Annotated in this window: 21 protein-coding genes; 3 read left to right on the plus strand and 18 right to left on the minus strand. The window is 27.0% G+C overall.

All coding sequences use genetic code 11. The features are described from left to right. Positions 1-722 precede the first annotated feature (722 nt). Positions 723-2,744 (plus strand): YgiQ family radical SAM protein, encoded by a 2,022-nt coding sequence (locus tag ACYUET_RS05505; protein ID WP_460278275.1) that lies wholly within the window; start codon positions 723-725, stop codon positions 2,742-2,744. A gap of 274 nt (positions 2,745-3,018) precedes the next feature. Here ACYUET_RS05505 and ACYUET_RS05510 read toward each other — a convergent pair whose 3' ends face one another. Continuing rightward, the gene (locus ACYUET_RS05510; RefSeq protein WP_460278276.1) at positions 3,019-3,684 is read right to left on the minus strand and encodes a hypothetical protein; all 666 of its coding nucleotides are present in this window, start codon (positions 3,682-3,684) and stop codon (positions 3,019-3,021) included. Positions 3,685-3,736: 52 nt separating this feature from the next. Beyond that, complete coding sequence (locus ACYUET_RS05515; RefSeq protein ID WP_460278278.1) at positions 3,737-4,615, minus strand: YegS/Rv2252/BmrU family lipid kinase; 879 nt, start codon at positions 4,613-4,615, stop codon at positions 3,737-3,739. Between the two features lie 221 nt (positions 4,616-4,836). Here ACYUET_RS05515 and pssA point away from each other — a divergent pair, with 221 nt between their 5' ends. Continuing rightward, positions 4,837-5,358: a CDP-diacylglycerol--serine O-phosphatidyltransferase gene (gene pssA, locus ACYUET_RS05520; protein ID WP_460278280.1), complete on the plus strand. Its 522-nt coding sequence runs from the start codon at positions 4,837-4,839 to the stop codon at positions 5,356-5,358. A 200-nt stretch (positions 5,359-5,558) separates the two neighbouring features. Here the strand turns inward: pssA and ACYUET_RS05525 are convergent, their stop codons facing one another. The 9 genes from ACYUET_RS05525 to ACYUET_RS05565 all read right to left on the minus strand — a co-directional run bounded on the left by ACYUET_RS05525 (position 5,559) and on the right by ACYUET_RS05565 (position 15,491). After that, the gene (locus ACYUET_RS05525; protein ID WP_460278282.1) at positions 5,559-5,912 is read right to left on the minus strand and encodes a hypothetical protein; all 354 of its coding nucleotides are present in this window, start codon (positions 5,910-5,912) and stop codon (positions 5,559-5,561) included. 118 nt (positions 5,913-6,030) lie between these two features. Beyond that, complete coding sequence (locus ACYUET_RS05530; RefSeq protein ID WP_460278283.1) at positions 6,031-6,357, minus strand: hypothetical protein; 327 nt, start codon at positions 6,355-6,357, stop codon at positions 6,031-6,033. Positions 6,358-6,374: 17 nt separating this feature from the next. Then, positions 6,375-6,917, minus strand: a complete 543-nt coding sequence (locus ACYUET_RS05535) for a rubrerythrin family protein (RefSeq protein ID WP_460278284.1) — start codon at positions 6,915-6,917, stop codon at positions 6,375-6,377. Positions 6,918-7,322: 405 nt separating this feature from the next. After that, a complete protein-coding gene (locus tag ACYUET_RS05540) occupies positions 7,323-8,693 on the minus strand; it encodes a SpoVR family protein (protein ID WP_460278286.1) in 1,371 nt (456 codons plus the stop codon). 2 nt (positions 8,694-8,695) lie between these two features. After that, a complete protein-coding gene (yhbH, locus tag ACYUET_RS05545; protein ID WP_460278287.1) occupies positions 8,696-9,874 on the minus strand; it encodes a sporulation protein YhbH in 1,179 nt (392 codons plus the stop codon). Between the two features lie 8 nt (positions 9,875-9,882). Then, positions 9,883-11,805, minus strand: a complete 1,923-nt coding sequence (locus ACYUET_RS05550; protein ID WP_460278289.1) for a PrkA family serine protein kinase — start codon at positions 11,803-11,805, stop codon at positions 9,883-9,885. Between the two features lie 165 nt (positions 11,806-11,970). Continuing rightward, the gene (gene apgM, locus ACYUET_RS05555) at positions 11,971-13,224 is read right to left on the minus strand and encodes a 2,3-bisphosphoglycerate-independent phosphoglycerate mutase (protein WP_460278290.1); all 1,254 of its coding nucleotides are present in this window, start codon (positions 13,222-13,224) and stop codon (positions 11,971-11,973) included. Between the two features lie 17 nt (positions 13,225-13,241). Next, positions 13,242-14,003 carry a hypothetical protein gene (locus ACYUET_RS05560; RefSeq protein WP_460278292.1) on the minus strand — a complete coding sequence of 254 codons (762 nt, stop codon included), beginning with the start codon at positions 14,001-14,003 and terminating at the stop codon, positions 13,242-13,244. 12 nt (positions 14,004-14,015) lie between these two features. Next, positions 14,016-15,491: an SLC13 family permease gene (locus tag ACYUET_RS05565; protein ID WP_460278293.1), complete on the minus strand. Its 1,476-nt coding sequence runs from the start codon at positions 15,489-15,491 to the stop codon at positions 14,016-14,018. A gap of 201 nt (positions 15,492-15,692) precedes the next feature. Here ACYUET_RS05565 and ACYUET_RS05570 point away from each other — a divergent pair, with 201 nt between their 5' ends. Further along, a complete protein-coding gene (locus tag ACYUET_RS05570; protein WP_460278294.1) occupies positions 15,693-16,586 on the plus strand; it encodes a LysR family transcriptional regulator in 894 nt (297 codons plus the stop codon). Between the two features lie 281 nt (positions 16,587-16,867). Here the strand turns inward: ACYUET_RS05570 and ACYUET_RS05575 are convergent, their stop codons facing one another. From ACYUET_RS05575 to ACYUET_RS05605, 7 genes are all read right to left on the minus strand, one after another. Beyond that, positions 16,868-17,554 carry a hypothetical protein gene (locus ACYUET_RS05575; RefSeq protein WP_460278296.1) on the minus strand — a complete coding sequence of 229 codons (687 nt, stop codon included), beginning with the start codon at positions 17,552-17,554 and terminating at the stop codon, positions 16,868-16,870. A 559-nt stretch (positions 17,555-18,113) separates the two neighbouring features. Continuing rightward, positions 18,114-19,370 (minus strand): PTS ascorbate transporter subunit IIC, encoded by a 1,257-nt coding sequence (locus tag ACYUET_RS05580; protein ID WP_460278298.1) that lies wholly within the window; start codon positions 19,368-19,370, stop codon positions 18,114-18,116. Between the two features lie 255 nt (positions 19,371-19,625). Further along, positions 19,626-19,910 carry a PTS sugar transporter subunit IIB gene (locus ACYUET_RS05585; RefSeq protein ID WP_219780858.1) on the minus strand — a complete coding sequence of 95 codons (285 nt, stop codon included), beginning with the start codon at positions 19,908-19,910 and terminating at the stop codon, positions 19,626-19,628. A gap of 22 nt (positions 19,911-19,932) precedes the next feature. After that, positions 19,933-20,379 (minus strand): PTS sugar transporter subunit IIA, encoded by a 447-nt coding sequence (locus ACYUET_RS05590; RefSeq protein WP_460278300.1) that lies wholly within the window; start codon positions 20,377-20,379, stop codon positions 19,933-19,935. 400 nt (positions 20,380-20,779) lie between these two features. Then, entirely contained in the window at positions 20,780-21,700 is a 921-nt protein-coding gene (locus ACYUET_RS05595) for a transketolase family protein (RefSeq protein WP_460278302.1), read from the minus strand. Between the two features lie 13 nt (positions 21,701-21,713). Beyond that, the gene (locus tag ACYUET_RS05600; protein ID WP_460278303.1) at positions 21,714-22,535 is read right to left on the minus strand and encodes a transketolase; all 822 of its coding nucleotides are present in this window, start codon (positions 22,533-22,535) and stop codon (positions 21,714-21,716) included. A gap of 264 nt (positions 22,536-22,799) precedes the next feature. After that, positions 22,800-24,923 carry a BglG family transcription antiterminator gene (locus ACYUET_RS05605; RefSeq protein WP_460278304.1) on the minus strand — a complete coding sequence of 708 codons (2,124 nt, stop codon included), beginning with the start codon at positions 24,921-24,923 and terminating at the stop codon, positions 22,800-22,802. Positions 24,924-25,014 lie beyond the last annotated feature (91 nt).

Raw genomic sequence — 25,014 nt, forward strand, 5'->3', positions numbered from 1 at the left:
TTTAGGCATATATAAAGAACATAATATATAAAAAATACACCCTATATTTTTAAGATAAAAAGATAAAATCTCTTAATAGTAAATTATTAACTTATTTTCTAAATGAAACATAAATTAAAATATATAAATATCATTGGGCAACTATTTTTTTGAATGTGTCTTATCTAATTACCTTATATATTATCATACTATGTCTAAACAAAGTTCTTAGTTACACTTTAATTTAAGTATATGTTCTAAAAATTCAATTTTAAACACAATTTAACTTTCTAATTTCTATAAAAAGTACTTACTTATTTTTATCTATTTTGTAAATAATACAAACCACCTTCAAGCATTGCTATTTGTAAACTCATTAACCTTATGTTAAGATAAACTGAGTTCTTAGTTTAAGATAAATTTTATATTTTTTTAAACTCTAGAACTAGTTATCCAGGAGCGTGTAGCTGTTATGCAATTACAGATTCTAGCTATCGGATAAACTGAGTTCTTAGTTTTAAGATAAATTTCATATTTTCTTAAACTTTAGAACTCGTTATCCAGGAGCATTTAGCTGTTATGCAATTACAGATGCTAGTCTTAGTTTAAATAGCGTTTTTAACAAATTAAACTCTGTTTTAATAAGTGTTGATTTTATAGTATAAGGGCAAACCGACATTATATCAACACTATTTTAAAAGATAACACAAAATTAGAATTTTATGAATTGGAGTTAATTATATATGAAACTTTCTAAAGAATTTTTACCTATTAGTAAAGAAGATTTATTAAAAAGAAAAATTAATCAACTAGATTTTATAATTGTTACTGGTGATGCTTATGTTGATCACCCTTCATTTGGTACAGCTATTATAGGTAGAACGCTTGAGGCACAAGGATTTACTGTAGGAATTATAGACCAACCTAAATGGCATGACTGTGAAGATTTCAAAAAATTAGGTCGTCCTAAATATGGTTTTTTAGTTAATTCAGGTAATATAGACTCTATGGTTAATCATTATACCGCTGCAAAGAAAATTAGACGTGAAGATTTATATTCTCCTGGTGGAGAAGCTGGTCATAGACCAGATAGAGCCGTGATTGTTTACTGTAATAGAATTAGAGAAGCTTACAAAGATGCCGCAATAGCAATAGGTGGAATTGAAGCTAGTTTAAGAAGATTTGCTCATTATGATTATTGGGATAATAAAGTTAGAAGAAGTATTCTTTTAGATTCCAAAGCAGATTTATTAATGTACGGTATGGGTGAAAAAACTGTAGTACAAATTGCTGATTTATTAAGATACGGTGCAAATATAAAAAACATCACTAATGTTAGAGGTACTTGTTATTTAACTAGTGATATATCAAATATTGAAAATGCTGTCATTGTACCATCTTATGAAAAAGTTGTAAGTGATAAAAATGCTTATGCTGAAGCTTATAAGTTAGAATATTATGAACAGGATTCTATTAATGGTAAAACTATAATTCAAAAGTATGGTGATAGATACTTAGTTCAAAATCCCCCTCAAGAAAACTTAACTCAAGAGGAAATGGATATTACATATAATTTACCTTATACAAGAACTTATCATCCAATATATGAAGCTAAAGGTGGAATACCAGCTATAAAAGAAGTTAAATTTTCAATTACAAGTCATAGAGGATGTTTTGGATCATGCTCATTTTGCGCATTAACTTTCCATCAAGGAAGAGTTATTCAAAACAGAAGCCAAAACTCTATAATTGATGAAGCTAAATTATTAACTACTTTGCCTGATTTTAAAGGATATATTCATGATATTGGTGGTCCAACTGCTGACTTTAGACATAGAGCTTGTAAAAAGCAAGAAACACATGGGACATGTAAAACAAGACAATGTATGTTTCCAACACCTTGTAAAAATTTAAAAATTGATCATACAGAATATCTATCTTTATTAAAAAAAGTTAGAAAATTACCAGGCATAAAAAAAGTATTTATTCGTTCTGGAATAAGATATGACTATTTAATTCACGATAAAAATGATTCATTCTTCAAAGAATTATGTGAACATCATATAAGTGGTCAATTAAAAGTAGCGCCTGAACATGTTGTACCAAAAGTACTAAATCAAATGGGCAAACCAACAAGAGAAGTGTATGATAGATTTGTTACTAAATATTTTAATATAAATAATAAGTTAAATAAAAAACAATTCTTAGTACCATATTTAATGTCTTCCCATCCGGGTTCCGACTTAAATGCTGCTATAGAACTTGCACAATATATTAAAGAAATGGGATATACACCAGAACAAGTACAAGATTTTTATCCTACTCCTGGTAGCTTATCAACTACTATGTACTATACTGGATTTAATCCTATTACAGGAGAAGAGGTCTATGTTCCAAAAACTCCTGAAGAAAAAGAAATGCAAAGAGCTTTAATTCAATTTGCAGTTCCAAAAAATCATTCAAAAGTAAAAAAAGCTTTAATTAAAGCACATAGAGAAGATTTGATTGGTACTGATAAAAATTGCTTGATTGGTTTTACTCCTGGTAAAGTTGGATATCAAGGTAAGCATAAAAACAATAAATCATCTAATAATGATGGAGAAAATAATTCAAATAAAAATAATGTTAGAACTTCTAATAAAAGCAATAGGAGTACTTCTCAAAAAGTTAATTCAAATGATAAAAAAACTAAAAATGAAACTAATAAGAATTTTAAAAGTTCTTCACATAAAAACAAAAATAACTCTAAAAGAAGAATTAAATAAATATATGCTTTTAAATAATTGTTAATATTGTAGTATAAAGCTCATGGACAGAGGAATTTACTTTAAGAACTCTAAACTAAAGCTTAGTCCAATTAATGCATGTTCCCAATCAAAGATTGCTGACAAGCAATTAATTGTACAAATCTTTATTAAGAGTTCTAAAAAGCAAATTCCAATGCCAGTTCGCCCTTATACTAAAATATTAACACTATATTTTAAAACATAAAAGATGAGGGACTATCTTATTTTTCAGATAGCCCCTTTTACTTACTTCCTATATATTACCTTTGTTGTCTCTTACTTTTTTAAAGTTATTTAAAACTGAATTCATAATTGTGACAAATATCAAATCCCCTATTACTGGATATGGGAACAATTTTATTCCACCTAAAATTATTACACTTTCTAACATAACAGCTACGATTGCTATAATAATTAATCGTATCCCTTTTTTATTTGCAAATTTTTTGTCTAATAAAATAACATTAATAACTAAAAATATTCCTAATATTATAAGTGTAAACAAATATAATAATTCTTCTCTATTAATTTTTATTATAAATCCATATAAATTATTAACATTTAATGTTGCTTTGGATATATATATTATACCAAGATAAACAAGGCTTAAAAAAATTCCTATAATATAGTTCCAATTAAATTTTAATTGTTCAGCTCTTAAATAAATATATGTTATTGCCAAAACCATAAGTGGAATTGTTAGATTATTTAAAAATATTATAGGTTTTAAACAATATATAAAATTATTATCTTTTAGTACACATAATAAAAATAATCCTATATGTCTTAATAAAAATAATAATATTACTATTGCAGAGTAAATTTTTATTTTTTTAGGTGAAAATAATACATTCTTTTTAAATATTAAAAGTGATAAACAAATTATAAATAACAAAATTAAATAATATGCAAAGTTCACAAATTACACTCCTAGCTTAAATTTATGTTACTTATATTTATTATTACTTTTATCAATTTATTCCTAAAACTTTAATACCACCTTTAATACATCTTATTCTTAACGGAAATTCTGGACCTCTTTCACCATCAATATCTGTAACTATGTCTTCATCACATTGTATATATAAATCATCTGTTTTAAAATATACAACTTTATTAGAATCTAAATGTTCCCCTTTTAAGAGTTTAATGAATAAAGGTAATAACTCTATAATTTGTACTGCTTTAAAAATTATTACATCTAGCTTACCATCAGATATATCTGCTTGCGTTGCTAATTTAAAATTTCCTGCTGTCTCACCATTAAAGACTAATAACAAATACATTTCTCCATTATATTTGCATTCTCTAGATTCTATATTTACTTTTATCTTTCTAAAATTAGGTAATTCTTCCAATCCTTTTAAATAATATGCTAACTTACCTATAGTATTTTTTAAATTTACATCTGTTTTTTGAGATACATCTGTAAATAGTCCTGTACTAGCTACATTTATAAAATATTTGTCATTTATTTCACCTAAATCAACATCTACTGGTTTAGAATTTAATATTTTATTGCATGCTTCTGTTATATCATCAGGCATATTTATAAATTTCCCAAAATCATTTGCTGTTCCAACAGGCAATATAGCTATTGGTAAATCTATATTTTTTTTCTTCATAGCATTTACTACTGAATCAACAGTTCCATCTCCACCTGCTATTAAAATATACTCATAAGTATTATCAATTTCTTCCAGTGATTGTGATAAATCTTTACCTTTTTGTATTCTATACGGAACAATTTGTAATCCCGCTTCTTCATGAAGTTTTATAACATTATCTAATTCATTTACTATAATATTTTCTCCTGAATAGGGGTTGTATATGAATCGTACTTTCTTCATCAATATAATTACCTCCAAGAAAATTTGCTATACAGCTGATTATAACATTTTCCAGTTTTGATGTCGATAAATATGTTATATTTTTGAAATTATTCATTAACAAACTCATCTGTAATCATTTTCTACAGAAAGATTTAAGATAATACACCCTTATATTTTTTCTACATCTATGATATAATTAGTTTTTGTAAAGAAGTTATAATAATTTTAGGAGTGATTTTATGAGGAAAAGTTGTATTCCTAACATATTTACCTTTATAAATCTATCTTGTGGCGTTATTTCAATATTATCTGTTATTGATAATAACTTTGCCTTAGCAGGTATTTTTATATTAATTGCGGGTTTAGTAGATAGATATGATGGAAGAGTTGCAAGATTTCTAAATGTCTCTAGCGAATTAGGGAAGGAATTAGATTCATTAGCTGATTTAGTTTCTTTTGGAGTAGCTCCGTCTATACTAATATATATACTGTTTGAGTTTGCAATATTAGGACCGAAAGGTTTATTAGGCTTAGCCTTACTAGTAGCATTCCCTATTTGTGGTGCATTTAGATTGGCTAGATATAACACATCTGATTTTGATGGTATGTTTACAGGTGTTCCAATAACTATTGCTGGATGTTTTATGGCATTTTTTGCATTACTTAATTTAAAGGCACAAGCACCTATTTATATCGCAATTATTCTTATGATAGCATTTTCATACTTAATGGTAAGTAGTTTTAGATTAAAGAAATTTTAGAGTAAAGAAAAAGGATTAGCTAATAGCTGATCCTTTTTCTTTAGGCACATGAAATAAAATAATAGATCAAAGATGCGTTGTATATTTTGTGTCAGAGAAGAAAGTAAATTTAGTTAATAGCGAGCTATTAGCTAAATTTACTGACGCAGTATCACGCAAAATAGACGAGCATACTGATCTATTATTTTTTTGAATGTGCCTTATTCTTCATCATCGTCTCTTTTAGATTGTTGGAAACCTAATTCATTATCAATTTCAGTAAAAATTTTATCCTTGCCAGATTTTACAGTTAGATAGTCATCTTTTATCTTACAATATTTCATATATCCATTTCCACATTTTTCCAAAGATGATATTACCTTATCAATTAGATTTCCTAAATTATCAACCCTATCTAATGCTTTTCTAATATCACCTTTCTTAGCTACATTAATATTATTTAATTCTGCTGCTCCTCCAATTAAAAGTCTATACGAATCTACATAAGTTTTTAATAATCCACTTAATCTAACTATATCTTCACTCTGCTCTTTTACTAAACTTTTATAATCCATAATATTAATTCCTATAAATTGTTTTCTATAACTAATTATATTATAAGAATTTTATATTAATGAATTTTCTAGATATTTATTATATAAAAACATACATATCTTACCTGATTAATACTTTTTAACTCTCACTTTGATTATTTGCATAATCTTCATCTAGTTCAGACCATATATTTTTAATTTCAATATCTTTTAATCCCTCTTCAATTGAATTTGATTTCATATTTATTTTTTCATCATTTTTACTACAAGATTTTAACATCCATTCATCCATTCCACAGCTCTCTCTATTCATTTTTTTAATTTCTATATCAAAATTGTTTTTTTCACTTTCTGTAAGTTCAATACCAAGAGTATTTCTTTTAAAATTAGAAATCTCATTCTTTTCTATAATATCATCAGCTGAAACAATCCGAACCAAAAATTCGTCAGGAAATTTACAATACATTAATTCTACCTCCTATCCTAGTCTTTTTTATCACATAATAATTGTTTAAAATATGCTCTTGGATACTTACATAATGGACATAGCATAGGGACTTCATTTCCTTCATGAATATACCCACAATTTAAACATTGCCAATAACAAACATCATTGCATTTAAACATACTTCCTGACTTAATTTTTTCTGCTAACATTAAAAATCTTTCTTTATGATGCTCTTCCACTTCTCTAAGTTCTTTATAAAAATTTGCTATTTCTTCAAATCCTTCTTGACGAGCTATTTCTTCAAATTCTTTATAAATATTATCACTTTCATTTTCTTCACCTAATGCAGCAGTCCTCAAATTCTCTTCTGTACTTTTTATATTGTTTAAAAATCTTTTAAAAACTTCCCTAGCATGAGCACGTTCATTAAGAGCTGTCTCATCAAAAACATCTCCTACCCACCTAAATCCTTCCTGTCTAGCTTTTTCTGCATAAAAATTATAAGTATTTCGGGCTCTAGACTCACCTGCAAATGTTTTATACAAGTTTTTTTCCGTTTTACTTCCTTTTAATTTCATATTTCTCCTCTAAAATATTAATTAAACCACTATTAGTATTAAAAAAATACATATTAATAATGATATGTTCTATATTAAAATATTCTTATTTTATTTTTTTGTTACAAAATATTATGTAAATAATTTTTTAACAATACAAAGAAATAATAATTTAAATATATAAGCATAATAACTATTACTTTTTTAATATCTCTTATATTAAAATATATAAATTATTTTAAAAATAGTTTGTTTTAAAAATTTTGTTAATAAAAATAAGGATAAATTAAAAAACTTATCCTTATTTTTTATTAACTTTTAATTATATAAGATAAAGTAGTATATAAGTTCCATTAGAGTTTGTTCATTAATATAAATTCTATAACTAAGCAGTATCGCGAAGAACTTATATAGAAATTTTATATTTTAAGAAATAGTAACTTCTTTATTAATATTGCAAGTTATTAATAATTCTTTTTTATCTCTTCCTTTTGTTAATAATTGAACCTTTCTTCCCCACAACTCTTGTATATATTTTAAGGTTTCTTTAGCATAAGACAATTCTAATTCTCTTCCATCAAAGACATGTTCTAAGGTTAATGTATTATCTTTAAGATTCATATCTGTAACTCTAATGTATGGAATTCCTCCCATACCACAAGAATGACTTAAGCTATCTCTAATTTCTTTCCATCCATCTTCATCAGATATTTCCTCGATAACAATATCAAATGTTCTTTTATTATATTCAAATAGATTTAGCTCCTCGCATAACTCTCTAGTAAGATATTTTCTTAAAAATGAACTATCCCTTTCAATTTCTCTTATTTCAAAAATCTTTTCTTTACCATATTTTTTCTCAACATCTTCAAATATTTTAAAACCAACATAATAAGGATTCAATCCGCCTACTAAAGGTGCTATTACATCATTATGACGTTTAAGAAATTCAAAATGTAGTCCTTCAGGTAAATCAAGCTGTTTTAAAATATTATAGTGAGAATAGCTTGCCCATCCCTCATTCATTATTTTAGTTTCAATTTGAGGAATAAAATATTCTGTTTCTCTTTTAACTATTCTTAAAACTGTTTTTTCCCATTCTTTTAAATTTCCATACTTTATTATAAAATCAACAACATCATCTTCAGGCTCTATTGGTATTTTATCTAAATTAGGAAAAGTAATCTCCTCATTATAATTTAAAATCCCCCTATTATTAATTTTATTTTCATAATCTTTAATGATATTTTTCTTCAATTCCTCATCAGACAATTTCTTTACACCAATAACTCTTCCTACTTGGTACCTTATAGCATGGGCTGCATCTAATATTCTTTCAACTTTCTCATATCCAATACTGGGATCATTAATATAACTTCTTATTATATCCGCATCTAGTTTAAACATTTCAATTGTATGTTTTGCATTAGTACCTTGTTTAAATAGCCTATTATTTTTGAAAAAATCATTGTGACCATACACATGAGCCATAGTCAATATTTGAAGTAATAATGTGTTTTCTTTCATTAAGTATGCTAAACATGGATCAGAATTAATTACCATTTCATAAGGAAGTCCTGTAAGATTTAAGGAATAAAGCATTTTATTTTTTTCATAAGCTTTTCCATAACTCCAGTGAGGATACTTAGATGGCATTCCAACATAAGCCTCATAGCCTATCATTTCATTGAAATTTACAAATTCAAATTCTTGGTCATAAAAATCTAATCCATATTCTATAGCCTTCTTTTCTATCTTTTCATTCCACTTCTCAATGTCTTTTAAGCTATAACTCATGACTATTCCTCCTTTAATTCCTTTCTAAGCATAACCTTTAGTGCTTCCCATAAATCTTTTTTCTCTTTTATTATTACTGATACAAAATTTTCTTCATCAATTTCTTTATTAAATTTATGATACATAGTTTGAGTATACGTTGATGGAAGAAGTTCTGCATATCCAAACATGTTACTTACTTTACATATATCTTTGACTGATTCTATAGCTTTTATATTATCCTCTGACCAGTTGTCTCCATCACTTGCATACACGGGATATATATTCCACTCTGAAGGAGGATATTTCTCATCTATTAATTTTAAAGCCTCTATAATACCACTTGATATATAGGTACCACCTGATTCAGACTTATGGAAAAATTCATATTCATCAACTCTTTTTGCAACAGTTGTATGATACACAAATTCAAATGCTATATTATTATATTTTCTATTTAAAAATCTAGATAGTACAAAAAAGAAAGATCTAGCTAAATATTTTTTAGTTGAATCCATTGATCCTGAAGCATCCATGATAAATATCATAACAGCATTACTAACCTTTTTAGGTTGAAGTTTAACTTTATAATACCTAAGATCCTCTTCTCTAAATGGAAATCTTTCTACTTTAAAATCTTGACCATCTTCTATCAACGCTCGCTTTTTACTTTGTTTTCTTGCTATTTTGCACATTACAGTTCTTTTCTTTGCAAGTCTTGGTTTTATACCATGTCTTTGATAGCCCTTCTTTTTACCACAACTGTCAGTAATTATTTCTGAATATTTTTTTTCATCTAAATTAGGTAAATTTAATTCATCTGATATATACTCCATCAGTTCATCAAGTGTAATTTCAGTTTCGTATATATCATCACCTTCACTGTTTCCAGCACCTTTATTGCCTTTCCCACTAGCATTCTTTCCTCCTCCACTATCTAGCTTATCACCTCTCCTTTCTTCACCAGTTCCACTGGCTACCCCTTTAGAATTTTTTCCATAAACAAATTGATATTCTTTAATACTCTTTATTGGTATTTTAAATTTCTTATTTTTACTCTGACCAATTATACTTTCTTCTGATAGGATATCACCTAAATTTTCTTTTATTGATTTCTCAACTAATTGTCTATGTCTTCTTTTATCCTCTATCGCCCTGTCGTGATCTACTTGAGCATCAGTTCCATTTCTAAATACTGCCATAGGTCATTTTAATCCTTCCATAAATTATTAGCAGCATATTTTAAAATCACATCACAGCAATGAAGACAATATCCATTTCTTTTCATTTCTTCTACCATAGAATTATATTTTTCAGCTTGCTCTTCATCTCTAACTTTAGATTTGGTTATAATTCTAGATAAATCTTTAACTGATGCTATAAGTTTCTTTTCTATAGCTTCTTTTAATGGTTCATATGAAGTGTAATCAATAATTCCTCCATTTCTAACTATATAGAACATATATGAAGTAACATCACTTCTAAAACCTTTAGCAGATGCATCATAAACACCTATTTGTTCTTCAATGCTTCTCATAAATTCTTCATCTGGGTTAAGTTCTTCACCAGTAGAAGTATCTTTAATCTTATTCTTATTAACATAAGCCTCAGCATTATCTATATAATTATTAAATAGGCTTTCAGCTTGTTCTCTAAATGATACAATAAATGCTTTTGTAATTTCTTTTTCTAAAATCTTATTATATTCTTTTCTTATAGTATCTTGTATAAATCCTAAATACCTCTTCTTTTCATCAGCTACTATATCTAACTCTTTAACTGATTTTATTAAACTTTCCATTATACTTAAAGGATTGATACAATCATATTCTGAATCAGCAAGTGCATTATCTATTGCTTTAACAATAAATCTTGTACTTATTCCTTTCATTCCTTCATATTGTCCTGCTTCTTCTCTAAGCTCTAATATATCAATTCTCTTAGTACTTCCTTTTTCAACTATTTCTTCACCATTATAGATTTTTAATTTAGTAATTGGGTCAGCCTTAGTTGATGGAGCTAATCTTGATAAGATTGCAAACATTGCAGCAGTCTCAATTGTATGTGGTGATATATGTGCCTTAAAATTGCTCTTATTTAAAATCTTTTTGTAAATTTTAACTTCTTCATCTAATTCTAAACAATAAGGAACTTCAACCTTAACTATTCTATCTAATATGGCTTCATTTGTATGATCTGATTTAAACTTATTCCATTCTGCTTCATTTGAATGAGCTAATATAACTCCATCAAAATAAATCATAGCACCTTTACCTGGTGAAGGTACTGATTTTTCTTGAGTTGCAGTAATTATTGTGTGAAGATATTCAACATCATTTTTAAACACTTCAATAAATTCAACTATACCTCTATTTCCAACATTAAAAGCACCATTTAAAGAGAATATTCTTGGATCATCTTCAGAATATAAATCCATTTTAGAAATATCAATAGAACCATTTAAAATTGAAGTATCTTGATTATTAGGGTCAACTGGTGGTACTACACCTATTCCTTTTCTAGATCTTATTGAAAAATCAGTTGTTGTAACAGGGAAATCTTCATATTTCCCATTATATTCATGTGTTAATCTATACTTACATATAGGACATAAGTCTCCTTCTATTTGTATACCTAATAACTCTTCAAATTTTGGTCTTAGATGTTTAGGAATAAGATGAAGAGGTTCCTCATGCATAGGACATCCTTTTAATGCATAAATAGGATCACAATTTTCAAATGCTCTTTTTATACTTTCAACTATTGATGATTTACCAGCTCCAACTGGACCAACAAGATATAAAACTTGTCTTTCCTCTTCGCCTTTCATTGCTGCTGATTTAAAGTAATTACTTAACTTCATAATTACCTTATCAATGCCATAAAATTCATCTTTGAAAAATCCATATCTCCTTATTACGTCATTTCCATATATCTTTCTTATTCTAGGATTTTCATCTCCTTTTAATTCTTCTATTCCTTTTTCCTTTATCATGTCATATACTCTTTTATGTGATAATTTTGCTACATCAGGATTTTTCTTAACTATTTCTAAATACTCCAAAAAAGTCCCTTCAAACTTTTTCTTATTATAACTTTCTCTATCTGTTTCTATAAATTTTCTAAAGTCCATAAACCCCGCCCTCCTTTTTATTAAAATATATTCAACTCAAAGGGAACAGTATGACAAATTTTTATAAAATCATTACTATACTTTATAAAAATAAAGAGCTACACTACTAAATAATCAAGAAAATCATTCAGTAGTATAACTCTTTTAATTTATATTCTTCAGTTTTTATGCACCCCTTTTTTTAGTGAATCCCATAAAATCCATTTGTAACATAAAAATATCTGTTGCAGTAAGATTATTTAAACAACCATTAATAAAATATTTTTCTCCAGTTAAATTAACCTCATCTTTTCTAACATCTTCTCCCCATATTATAGTTGGCACCCCATCTCCAGTATGATCCCTTGCTTCACATGGTGTTGAATGATCAGCTGTAAAACTTACATAACATTTAGATTTATCTATATTATCTAATATATATCCAACCATCTTGTCTATCTTTTCTATAACCTCTATCTTTTTCATAGGTAAATTATCATGACCTGCAAGATCTGTTGCCTTAACATGAACTACTACCCAATCATACCCATTATTTATATATTCTATTACCTTTTCAGCTTTTTTATCTATTCTAGTATCAAAATTAGCAGTGAAATCTCTTTCAGTACATTTTTCCATTCCTGCTAGACTTGCAATACCATAAACTGTTTTGTCTCCAGCTATACATACCGCCTTAATTCCAAACTTTTCTGTTATCTTAGGCATAAATTTCTTTTGTCCAACACCTCTAGTTAAAATTGTATTTGCAGGTTTTTCTCCCTGTTCAATTCTTTTTAAATTAACTGAATGATTTTTTAATATTTTATTCGCTTTAATTGTAAACTCAAGAAGATTTTTTGCTGTTTTTTCACTTTTAGTATCATTTTTATCTATTGGTGTTGGAATTACTAGTTTTTCCCCTTCACAAGCTGTTCCTGGATCTGTACAAATTATTTTTTTTCCCAAACCCTCTCCTCTTAATACAACAGCTACTCTATGATCAGTTAGTTCCTTAACTAAAACCTTTGTCCCATCTTCTAATAACATTCCATTTAATGACTTTGCTAATAAATCTGTATCTTTTCTAATACGTCCAGCTCTTCTATCAATAACAATATCATTCTCATCTATAGTTCCAAAGTTACCTCTAAAAGCAATATCTCCATCATTAATTTCTATACCAGCACTTACAGCTTCAAGTGGTCCCCTACCAGGATAGACTTCATTGCTATCATATCCAAATATCTCAAGATGACCTACATCAGTGCCTACTCTTATACCTGGTGCTATTGGATATACATTTCCACACATTCCTTCACTCACTAATTTATCTAAGTTAAGAGTATTAGCCTTTTCCAGTGGGGTTAGTCCTTTTAATTCTTTATTAGGTCTGTCTCCTAAACCATCTGCTATTATTAATATACCTTGTCTTTTCCTCAACTCTATTCACCTACTTATTATATATTCTTAATTTTTAAACTTTTATTCTTTAATTTTTCTTCTTTCGCCTTTGTTAATAAGTCCTTATTCTTAACCATAAAAAATATTGAAATTATTATCGCTATTGCCCAAACTATATAATTAAAAGTTTTATTTTTGTTATATATATTAATCGCAAGCCTCATATCAGATCCACTTTTAATTTTTCCAAATGCATATTTACCAAAAGTTTTTCCGTCTTTTTCAAAAATTTCATATTTCTTTTCTGGATCAAAATTAACTATATTTAAAAGTTCATCCCCATCTGGAGCTGCTAAACTAATAGTATAATTCTCAATATTTAATGGTGAACTATTTTTCTCTTTAAATTCAATCATATTTATATTTTGAGGAAGAGTATTTCCTACTTTTGCCTTCTTCTCTACATAAGTTTTTTCTTGTATAATCTCAATATCAAATGTAACTTCTTCATTTTTTTCTTTGAAATTTAATAAGTTATATTCCATATCTCCATTTTTTATAAGTTCAACATTTCCATTTTGTGTTCCATTTTCTATTATAACTTTATCTATTTTGCTATCTTTGTAAGCTGGAAAATATATATTTCCATTTGAATCAGTTATAGATTTTATGCTTTCTTTTATATTTGCATTTTCTCCATCTTTAGTAATTACATCTTCTACAGATACTAGCTTTGCATCATTATCTGTTGCAAAAACTGGTGCTGATGATGAAGTTACTAAAGTTAATGCTAATAATATAGTAAGTAGTTTTTTCATCAAATTTCCCTCCTAAACTATTCCTAATACTTTAAACCAAGTAAATGAAGCAACCATTAGAATTCCCCATTTTACTAACAATACAAGTAATCCATAAGTTAGTTCTTGTAATACAGTAAAATATCCTGTGTTGTAGTATATAAGATTAACCTTGCTACTTGGTGGTAATGTAATCGTATCTGCAATAGTTAATGCTGCTGGTAATGCAAGTGCTATCGGATTATAACCTGATGTTTTTGCTATCGCTATTATTGTTGGTATAAGTATTATTGTTCTTACTGTTTTTGATGTAAACACTAAATGACTAAAACTTGCAATAAACATGATTGTCGCAAACAAAGCATAAAAACTTAAATTTTCAATGCCCAAAGAAGTAAATATACTATTAAGTACCCATGATGCAACACCAGTATCATTTAATGCAACTCCACCAGCATATGCTCCACATGCAAATATTAATAAATTCCATGATATCTTAGCCTCTTTCCACTTCAATATTCCTATATAAGGCATGAAGAATAATGCTGCTGATAATATTGCAACCATAACTAAACTTAATCTAAATCCTAGTATTCTAAGTTGTCCTTTATCTAATGCCCACATAATAACCGTGAAAGCAAAAATAACAAGTGCCTTCTTTTCTGTTATTGACATTTTCCCAAGACTTTTATATTGATCAGTTAATTTTTTCATATCCTCTTTTGTTATTTTTTTATTATTAACTTTAAATAATGACTTTCCTATAAAAAATGAAGCTATTAATGTAAGTATAGTTATTGGAGCCGATGCCATAAACCATTCACCCCATGAAATTTCATGACCTGAAAGATCTCTTATAAAGCTGACTGCTAATATTTGTGATGATGTAGCAGTTAATATAGCTGCTGTTGATAAATTATTTGATTGAATTCCTTGTAATGCTAATAATCTACCAAAGTTATTTTTAGGATCATCTAAATTAACATGAAAAGCTTCTATTACTAACATTACTATAGGAAACATCATAGCTGCACGAGCTGTTGTTGATGGAACAACAAAAGCTATTAGAAAGTTTGTTGCCATAAGTAATGCTAATATATTATTAGTGCTCTTTCCAAATTTAGTGATAAGAAATAATGCTAATCTTTTAGCAAGTCCACTCTTTTCCATACCAGATGCTATTATGAAAGCTGCAAAAGTTAACCAAATAACTTCATATCCTAAAACCCCCATAACTTGAGTTTCATTCCATGCCCCTGTTAATGGCAAAAGAACTATAGTAAGTAGTGCTGTTACATAATTAGGTATACTGTTTGTTATCCACAATGTTAATGCAAATAAAAATACCCCCATTGCCATCTTTCCTGAATAAGAAAGTCCGTTTGGTGTTGGCATTGTAAAAATTATTGCAAATAATATAAGCGCTATTGGTAAACCAAAAAACTGCATTCTTATCTCAAAAGGACTTTTTTGTTTTTTTATTTTTACTTTTTTTTCCGAATTATTCAAAATGCATTCTCCTCTCATTTTTGTATTAGTTTTCTCGAGACTTATTCTAACAGTAAATTACCTTACATATCCAATTACAAATACTTATCGAAAATTTCCTTTTTATTTTTACTATAAGTATTTTTTATAGTTACTTGTTTATTAGATTATTAATGTGTAGTATAATTTTACTAAAATAAACATATATTAAGGGGTATTGAAATGAATATTCAAAATATAAAAACATTTCTTATTCTCTCTGAAAATAAAAACTTTACCAAAACTTCTGAAGAGTTGTTCTGTACTCAAGCTGCTGTGTCCCTTAGAATAAAAAGCTTAGAATCATATTTTAATACAAAACTATTTTCACGAGATAATAAAGATGTAAACTTAACTGAAGCTGGAAACGAATTCTTACCATATGCTAGAAAAATATTAGAGGCGACAAATGAGGCTAAACTTAAGATTTCATTATTAAATGATTTAAAAGAACAGAAAATTAACATTGCATGTTCTAGCACACCAGGAACTTATATACTTCCTGATATAATATATAAATTTAATCTAAAACATCCATACATATCTATATTAAACGATGTCAAATATGCTAAAGACGTAATTCAAAATATAAAAGATAATGTATGTTCAATTGGTTTAATAAGCCAACCAGAATTCTTTGATGATGATTTAACTTATGAAGTTGTCGGTGAAGATCCACTAGTATTATTAGTAGGTAATAACCATCCTTTTGTCCAAAAAAAATCTATAAGTATAAATGAATTAAAAAATAGTACTTTCTTAATATCAAATCCTAAAAGTTCAATAATTAAATATCTTGAAAGTATCGGTAATTTTAAATTCATTTCTGAAAATATTTACACAATAGGTAATATTGAAGCTATTAAACAAGGGGTTATTTCAAACATTGGAATATCAGCTTTATCTTATTATTCAGTAAAAAATGAACTTAATTATGGACTAGTTAAATCTGTACCATTAAAAGAAAACTTAAAGATTAATAGAAAACTTTATCTTATAAAAAATAAAAATTATAAAGAAAATATAGCCAGTGAAGTATTTATTGATTTTTTAAGACATTCATTAAAGCAATTATAATAAGATTTTTTTATACACAAGTATTATTTTATACACAAGTATTATTTTATACACAAGTATTATTTTATTAATGGCATTATTACGTTATGCTCACTACTAAGAACTCTTATAAATTATAGGTATAACCAATATAATATTCTAAATACAACAAAAAAGGTGGAATATCAATAAATAATTTCTTGATGTTCTACCTTTTATTTTAGTATTATTTATTTTTAATAATAAGCTATATTTTAAGTGAGTGTTGATATTTTTATATAATGACGAACTGGTATTAGAATTTATTTAATTGTATCTATTACTTTTTTACGTTCTTTATTCATAGATAAAAATACATTAAAATCAGAAACTTCTTCACTTAAAGCAATATCTGTAGGTCCACCAATAAAATATATTTTATTGTTTAAAGTAACATATTTTTTTCCTTCAATAGAGTCATATATAGTTTCATCTATTGAATTATCTTTTTCGATTATAGTGAAAAAGAGTCCTGATTTTTCCGGGACATTTTTATCAGAAGATTTAAAATATACGGATACTGATTTTTCACCCTCTATAACCTTATATTTGTTTTCCCAGTTAGTAGGAAATGTAATTGAAAATCCTAAATTGCTTTTAAATATTAAATTAGGATTAGTGGTTTGCTTATTCTCTAAATTAGAATTCCCTTCATTAATAGAATTCTTTTTTAAATTTTTATTACTACATTCCTTAGATTTATCATTTTCTATTTTTGTATTATCTTTATTAGTAGTTTTTTTGACTTCTTTGTTAGTTTTACTATCAGTAGAAGTTATTTCTTCTGATTTTAATTTAGAATCTTCCTTAGTACTGTTAGCTTCTGAGCTTATTTCACTTTTAACATTATTCTCTGACACTGTTTCTACATCTTTAGAATCTTTACAGCCATACATTATAGCTATTGAAAAAATTAAAAATGCATTAACCAATATTAATTTTAATTTCATATATTTTCTCCTTTATTTAAATTATCAACATTAATCTTATCTTCTTTTTAACATTATCTATATTGCTACTATTTGTATCTGTTTTGCTTCCTAGTTCATTATTAAAAGCATAAATATTACTTATATCACTTCAAGTTTTATTACTCGAACTGTTATATCCACTTAATACAATATTCATCGGTAGTATTGTAAGTGTTAATAAAATTATTATTTTTTATGTCATATACTTTACTCCCCATTCTTTTTCATTCCTAAATTTTACATAATTATATTTTATATGAAAATCACGTATAAATATATATTTAATAATTAAATAGTGTATTATGTGATATGTCTTAAAAATTATAAATATAAATGAGTTTATCCACAATTTGCTTGTCTCGCTACTAAAACTAGTTTTGCTTCCTCATTTCCCTGGCATAATAGAAATTCTAGAACACCAATATTCAACTAAACTTTTTATCATTTTCTAAATAGTAAAAAGACATATAATAATGTTTTTATCACATTACTATATGTCTTTATTTTAAACTAAGTATATTCTTTTAAAATGTTGATATTATGCAAATATTGATAATATCTTACCTATTATTATTCCAAATACGCCGAAATCTGCATCACTGAATGTTGATCCAGCAAATCCTAATCCACCAAGTACTGGCATTAATAATGCTGGTAAGAATGTTATTAATAATCCTTGTGCAAATGCTCCTAATACTGCTCCTCTTTTTCCTCCTGTCGCGTTACCAAATACCCCTGCTGTAGCTCCACAGAAGAAGTGAGGAACAACTCCTGGTAATATTGCTGGTGCTCCCATTGCTAATAATATGAATAATCCAACAATACCACCTACAAAACTTGATAAGAAACCTATTAATACTGCATTAGGTGCATAAGGGAATACTACTGGACAATCTAATGCTGGTTTTGCATTAGGAACTAACTTCATTGCAATTCCTCTAAATGCTGGAACTATTTCTGCAAGTATTAATCTAACTCCTGCAAGTATAACATAAACTCCACCTGCAAATGTTATTGATTGTATTAATGAAAATACTACTAAATTTTTACCACCACTTATTTCTGCAACATATGCTGGTCCTGATACTATAGCTACTATTAAGTATAAACCTAACATTGTTAAAGATATTGCAACTGATGTATCTCTTAAAAAAGTTAAACTTTGAGGGAAATTAATTTCTTCTGTTGATTTGGAATTCTTCCCAACTGCTTTACCTACTAAAGCTGCTAAAACATATCCGAAAGTACCAAAGTGACCAAATGCAACTTGATCTGTACCAGTAATTTTTTTCATGAAAGGTTGTGCTAATGCTGGCATAGTTGCCATAATTAATCCTAATAATAATGCTCCGACAATAACTACAGATGATCCTTTAAATCCTCCAGCAACTAAAATTACAGCTAGCATACATGCCATGTATAAAGTATGATGTCCTGTTAAAAATATATATTTCATTTTTGTAAATCTAGCTATTAAGATATTTACAAGCATACCTAATGCCATAATAAGTGCGGTTTCTCTACCTAAATCAGTAAGACCTAAACTTACTATAGCTTCGTTGTTTGGAACTATTCCTGTAATTCCAAATCCATGTTGAAACATTTTTCCAAAGTATCCAAGTGAACCTTGTACTAAAGCAGCACCACCACCTAGAACTAAGAATCCCATAATTGTTTTAACAGTTCCCGTAATACATTCTGTAACAGATTTTTTTTGTAATAATAATCCTATAAGTGCTACTAAACCAACCAGTATTGATGGTTCACTAAGTATATCAACTATAAACTTTAACATATAATAAAACCTCCTAATTTTATAATTACAGACAAATTATTGATTCAATGATTAATAATATAAGTTAAACATTGGACTAATATAAATAACATTTTTACTTTCAGATAGAATTTTAGTTCTATCTGAAAGTATTAAAATATCTTTCTGTAACTTATAGCTTTCATCTTTAATTCGTATAAAGCACATTAAAATAAATAGCAAGTCCAAAGTTGCAATGTATATTTTTCATTGTGCCTAAATAAATCCTTAATCAACTTAGATATAATTTAACTTCTTTAATACTTCAACAAGCTTGTTCTTTAATTCTTCTGAATCTATCATATTATTTAAAGAAACAACTTCTCCACCAAGTCCCTCAAGTCTAACTGCAATATCTCTTGTTCCAACATATATATCTGCTGGAATTCCTTTTGCTGATGATAAATCTGAATGTGCTACCTCAATTCCTTTGATTCCTAAAGATTTTAATGTATTTTCAATATTCATTTCAATCATAAAACTACTTCCTAATCCTGATCCACAACAAACTAAAATTTTCATAATTAATTCCTCCTAATTTCTTTTATTTATATTTTTTTATAACATTGATTATATCATTGACTTCATTTGCATTTATTAATGTATTTAAGTCTTCAGTATTCATTAAAATTTCCATAAGTTTTGATAAAAAGCTTAAATGACTTGTATTATCCTTGGCTGCTAATGTTATTACTAATTTTACAGGATCATTTAACTCACTTCCAAATTCTATTGGTTCTTCTAAAGTCATTATACTTATTCCAGTTTCATTTACTCCTGCTTCTGGTCTTGCATGGGATAATACAATTCCTGGTGCTATTACCATATATGCTCCTAATTCTTTAAAATTATTTATTATTGCATCTTTGTAGCATTCTTTAATGAATCCTTTATTTTCTAATAATTTGGCGCCTTTATTTATAGCCTCCTTCCAATCTCTACATTTAACTTTTACATCTATTAATTCTGCTGTTATTAAATCTACTAACATTTCTATATCTCCCATCCATGTATTGACCTTTGGTATACTTTAATTATATTAACTTTTAGTCTCCTTTTGAATATGTTTACATCACTATTGATTTCCAATCAAAATTGAAGAATTGAACTTACTTTTTTCAAATTTACCTATGTTTTAAATAAAATTGATATTATAGTATAAATAGAATTCTTAGCATCAAATAAAGCTTGTTTTCAACTAAGGATTATAAGTGGGTATTCGTAAATGTGTAACTGTTATAAAATTATATATACTAGTTATCAGATAAAGCTCATAGGCAAAAGATTGTATATAAAAAACTCCCCTTAAAAGCCTGTCTAAATTCATTTTTCAAGCTCTATAGGAGAGTTCTATTAATTACAAATTTATTTCAATATACCTTATAATTTAACTATTTTATCATTGACTTACATGTATCAACAATATCTGTAGCTGTCATTTTATATTTCTTACTTAAGAATTTCATGCTGCCAACTTCTCCAAAATGATCTTTAACACCTAAGCTAACAATATGGCTTGGACATTCTGCACATGAAACCTCTGCAATAGCACTATATAAACCACCTATTATATTATGATTTTCAATAGTAATAGCTTTCTTAGTCTTATTAAGAGATTTAATTATAGTTTCTTTATCTATAGGTTTAATAGTTGGAACAGATATAATTTCACAATCTATTCCTTCATTTTCTAAAAGTTTACCTGCTTCTACTGCTGTACTCGTCATTAATCCAGTAGAAAATATAGTTATATCTTTTCCTTCTTTTATAATATCAGCTTTAGATAAATTAAATTGATATTTTTCATCATATACCTTTGGTACATCTTTTCTAGAAATTCTTATATATACTACACCTTTATAATCCACAGTTTTATATAGTACTTCTTTTAATTGAAACTCATCCACTACATCAATAATAGTAACTCCTGGAATACTTCTTAATACTCCAACATCTTCAAAACTCATATGAGTTCCACCATTTAATTCAGATGCAATTCCAGCATCAGTTGCTATAATTTTAACGTTTTGCTTTGCATAAGCCATAGAAATTGCTATTTGATCACAAATTCTTCTTGAAGAAAAAGCAGTAAATGTACATATGTATGGATTCATTCCATAAGCACTCATTCCAGCTGCCATACTTGCCATATTAGCTTCACTTATTCCAATGTCAAAAGCTCTTTCAGGGAATAACTTCCTTAAAGGCATAGTCCCATTTGCCTCTGCTAAATCAGCATCCATAAATACTATATTATCATTTTTATTCATTAACTCTTCCATTACATTACATAAAACTTTTCTCATTTCCATAACTGCTTCCCCCCTACATTAAAAATTCTAGTGATTCTTTAAATTCTTCATCACTTAAACCCATACTATGATTTTTATAACCTGCAATTTCTATTACAGGTACACCATTACCTTTTACAGTATTAAGTATTATTGCTGTAGGTTTATCTTGTTTTTTGCTTCTATTTATAGCTTCATGAATTTCTTCAACATTATGTCCATTTAATACTGTTTCAACATTAAATCCAAAAGCTTCCCATTTCTTATCCATTGGAGTCATATCTATAATATCTTCTAAAGATCCATCTAATTGCATTTTGTTATAATCAACAAATATAATTAAATTATTTAAATTAAAACTACTAGCTGATAATGCTGCTTCCCAAACTTGTCCTTCTTGACATTCTCCATCTCCAACTATGCAATAGATATATGCATTGTCTTTTTTAATTTTAGACGCTTTAGCCATACCAACTGCACAACTTATTCCTTGTCCAAGTGAACCTGTTGTCATATCTATACCATTTGTTTTATTCATATCACAATGACTTGGTAAATTAGTATTTTCCTTATTTAAAGTTACTAATTCTTCTTTAGCTATATATCCTTTATCTGCTAATGTAGCATAAAGTGCAGGGCCTGCATGACCTTTAGATAAAACTAATCTGTCACGTGCATCCATCTTAGGATTTGATACATCTATATTCATTTCTTTATTGTAAAGTAATACTAAAACTTCAACGATTGATAAACATCCACCATAATGACCTTTTCCAACGCTGTGAATTTCTTTAAGTATTAATTTTCTTACCTCTTTACATTTTTCATTAAGAAAATTAATTTCTTCTCTTTTCATAAACTCTCCTCCTTAAATATTAAAAATTTTATTTGATATTAGGCTAAGTTTTAAAATAGTGTTTATATTATAGTATAGAGCGAACTGGCATTGGAATTTACTTTTTAGAACTCTTAATGAAGATTTGTACAATTAATTGCTTGTCAGCAATCTTTGATTGGGAACATGCATTAATTGGACTAATCTTTATTTTTAGAGTTCTTAAAGTAAATTCCTCTGTCCATGAGCTTTATCTATAATATAAACATATAATTAAAAAATAGCTTAATATTTTTTAATTATCTCTATCACTTCATCTTTTGAAGAAGTAGATATTAAACTATTTAAATCATTTGAATTATTTATTAAATTCATAAATCCAAGTAATGCATTTAAATGAGATTCTTTATCCTTTGTTGCAAAAGTTAATACAACTCTTACTGGATCATTAAATTTACTATTAAATTTAATAGGATATTTTAAATTTATAAGACTCATACAAGTTCTATTTATCTCATCTACCATATCTACATGTGCTAAACATACTCCTGGTGCGATAACCATATATGGTCCTATTTCTTCTAACTTTTCAATTATTCCCTTTTTATAATTTTCTGTTATATAATCTTTTTTTATTAATATATCTGAACCTTTAGAAATAACATCTTTCCAATCTTTGCAGTTTAACTTTAATTCTATATTCTCCTTCTTTATAAAATGACTTAGTGAATACTTTTCCTTGTTCGAAAATTCTATTTCCTCTTGCTTTTTCATTTCATATAAAATTTCATATCTTAACTGCTCTTCATCTCTAATTTCGCAATATTTCTTTACCTTTTCTATAATTCTATCCAATAATAATATCTCATCTTTACCCTTATCTATTTTTGTAATTGGGTTCATGTACTGTTCTAATTTCTCTAAGTCTTTAGTTGTAACAAGTGGAGAAACTTTTATATATTTATCTTTATTTAAACTTGGTATATCTATAGTACTTACAATATAATCACAACTATTTTCTAATTCTGATGTTATGTTTCTACTACTATAAGTTCCTAAAATATTAACATCAAATCTTTCTAGTATTTTAGATGCAACCAACTTAGATGAACCAATTCCTGAGCCACAAACAACTATAATGTTAGCTTGCCCATTAGTTTTTTGTTCATATCTAGCTATAGCAGCTGCATAATGAAGGACTATATATGAAATTTCATGTTCTCCTAAGTCTTCACCTATGTATTCTTCTAAATATTTGCATGCTGTTGTAACAACTTTAAATAATCTTGATTGTTCTGATTTTATTCTTTCAAAAAGTGGATTTATTATTTTTGATCCATATTTAACTCTATATAGACTGGGTCTTAAATGTAATAATAATCCTTCATATAATCCATCTCTTTCTTCATCAAGATTTATTTTGTAATATGACTCTATATATCTAGTCATGAAATTAATTATATCTAATAATTTATTATCTTCTTTCTTATTTACCAAAAACTTATTGTTAACAACTTTTGCACCTAAAAGATGAATAACTATATAACCTACCTCTTCATTTGGCACTTTTATTTTATATTTATCTTCAATTTTACTAATAATATCTTTTGTAACTTCATATTCTAATGTTTCTTTAACAAAATCATTACTAAATGGTTGTATGCTTATTACTTTTCCTATTTGCACTCTTTTTATCATTATTGCTAAATGTGTTACTAAGCCACCATATGCTTCATCACTGAATTCTCTTTTTAATTTAACTTCAGCATTTTTTATAAGCTCATCTATAAAATCAATATCTATTTCCTTAAATAATGCATCAAATTGAAGCATACTTATTTTGGATTGACTTGATTTTTTTGAAACATAGTTAACAACATCCTCTACAGATACACTTTCTGAGATAATATCTATTACAGCATTTCTTTTATCTATTTCTAGACCTTCAACGGTAAGTCCAACCCCTGATTTTCTAATCAAATTTAAATTGTACTTTTTTAAATTTTCTTGTATTACATCAATTTCTTTTAATAATGTATTTTTAGAAACACATAATTTCTCTTCAAACTCCTTCATTTTAATATTTTCATTTTGTTGAAGAAGTCTTAATGTGATAAAAAGGATTCTCTCCTCTTTTGAATATGCATATTTATATGGTGTAAATTCTGAAACGAATTTCTTTATGTATACCTTTACTTCTTTGGTATTAGTTACTCTAATGCCTTTTCCATACTTTTTTTCAAAATATTCAAAACCGTTTTTAACTAAAAATTTTTCTATTTTGTCTATCTTGTATCTAATAGCTCTATCAGTTATCTTATATTTTTTAGCTAATTCCTCAGTTTTTATGTAATCATCTTTTTCAAGCATATATCGAAGTATTTCCATGCACTCTTTATTAAGTTCCATGTATATCACTCCTTTTCTTCTCATTTTAATTATATAAAATTAACCATTAACATTTATATACTGTTATCGCATCTTTCTTTTCTGTTTAAAT

The sequence above is a fragment of the Clostridium sp. CTA-5 genome, assembly GCF_054768135.1.

Bases quoted from the DNA above. Each gene is read 5' to 3' on its own strand.
- ACYUET_RS05560 (WP_460278292.1), bottom strand. From the start codon at position 14,003: ATGAAAAAACTACTTACTATATTATTAGCATTAACTTTAGTAACTTCA.
- ACYUET_RS05535 (WP_460278284.1), bottom strand. From the start codon at position 6,917: ATGAAATTAAAAGGAAGTAAAACGGAAAAAAACTTGTATAAAACATTT.
- ACYUET_RS05530 (WP_460278283.1), bottom strand. From the start codon at position 6,357: ATGTATTGTAAATTTCCTGACGAATTTTTGGTTCGGATTGTTTCAGCT.
- ACYUET_RS05540 (WP_460278286.1), bottom strand. From the start codon at position 8,693: ATGAGTTATAGCTTAAAAGACATTGAGAAGTGGAATGAAAAGATAGAA.
- ACYUET_RS05580 (WP_460278298.1), bottom strand. From the start codon at position 19,370: ATGTTAAAGTTTATAGTTGATATACTTAGTGAACCATCAATACTGGTT.
- ACYUET_RS05600 (WP_460278303.1), bottom strand. From the start codon at position 22,535: ATGAAAAGAGAAGAAATTAATTTTCTTAATGAAAAATGTAAAGAGGTA.
- ACYUET_RS05570 (WP_460278294.1), top strand. From the start codon at position 15,693: ATGAATATTCAAAATATAAAAACATTTCTTATTCTCTCTGAAAATAAA.
- ACYUET_RS05515 (WP_460278278.1), bottom strand. From the start codon at position 4,615: ATGAAGAAAGTACGATTCATATACAACCCCTATTCAGGAGAAAATATT.
- ACYUET_RS05525 (WP_460278282.1), bottom strand. From the start codon at position 5,912: ATGGATTATAAAAGTTTAGTAAAAGAGCAGAGTGAAGATATAGTTAGA.
- ACYUET_RS05550 (WP_460278289.1), bottom strand. From the start codon at position 11,805: ATGGACTTTAGAAAATTTATAGAAACAGATAGAGAAAGTTATAATAAG.
- ACYUET_RS05595 (WP_460278302.1), bottom strand. From the start codon at position 21,700: ATGGAAATGAGAAAAGTTTTATGTAATGTAATGGAAGAGTTAATGAAT.
- ACYUET_RS05590 (WP_460278300.1), bottom strand. From the start codon at position 20,379: ATGTTAGTAGATTTAATAACAGCAGAATTAATAGATGTAAAAGTTAAA.
- ACYUET_RS05575 (WP_460278296.1), bottom strand. From the start codon at position 17,554: ATGAAATTAAAATTAATATTGGTTAATGCATTTTTAATTTTTTCAATA.
- yhbH (WP_460278287.1), bottom strand. From the start codon at position 9,874: ATGGCAGTATTTAGAAATGGAACTGATGCTCAAGTAGATCACGACAGG.
- ACYUET_RS05505 (WP_460278275.1), top strand. From the start codon at position 723: ATGAAACTTTCTAAAGAATTTTTACCTATTAGTAAAGAAGATTTATTA.
- ACYUET_RS05585 (WP_219780858.1), bottom strand. From the start codon at position 19,910: ATGAAAATTTTAGTTTGTTGTGGATCAGGATTAGGAAGTAGTTTTATG.
- ACYUET_RS05605 (WP_460278304.1), bottom strand. From the start codon at position 24,923: ATGGAACTTAATAAAGAGTGCATGGAAATACTTCGATATATGCTTGAA.
- pssA (WP_460278280.1), top strand. From the start codon at position 4,837: ATGAGGAAAAGTTGTATTCCTAACATATTTACCTTTATAAATCTATCT.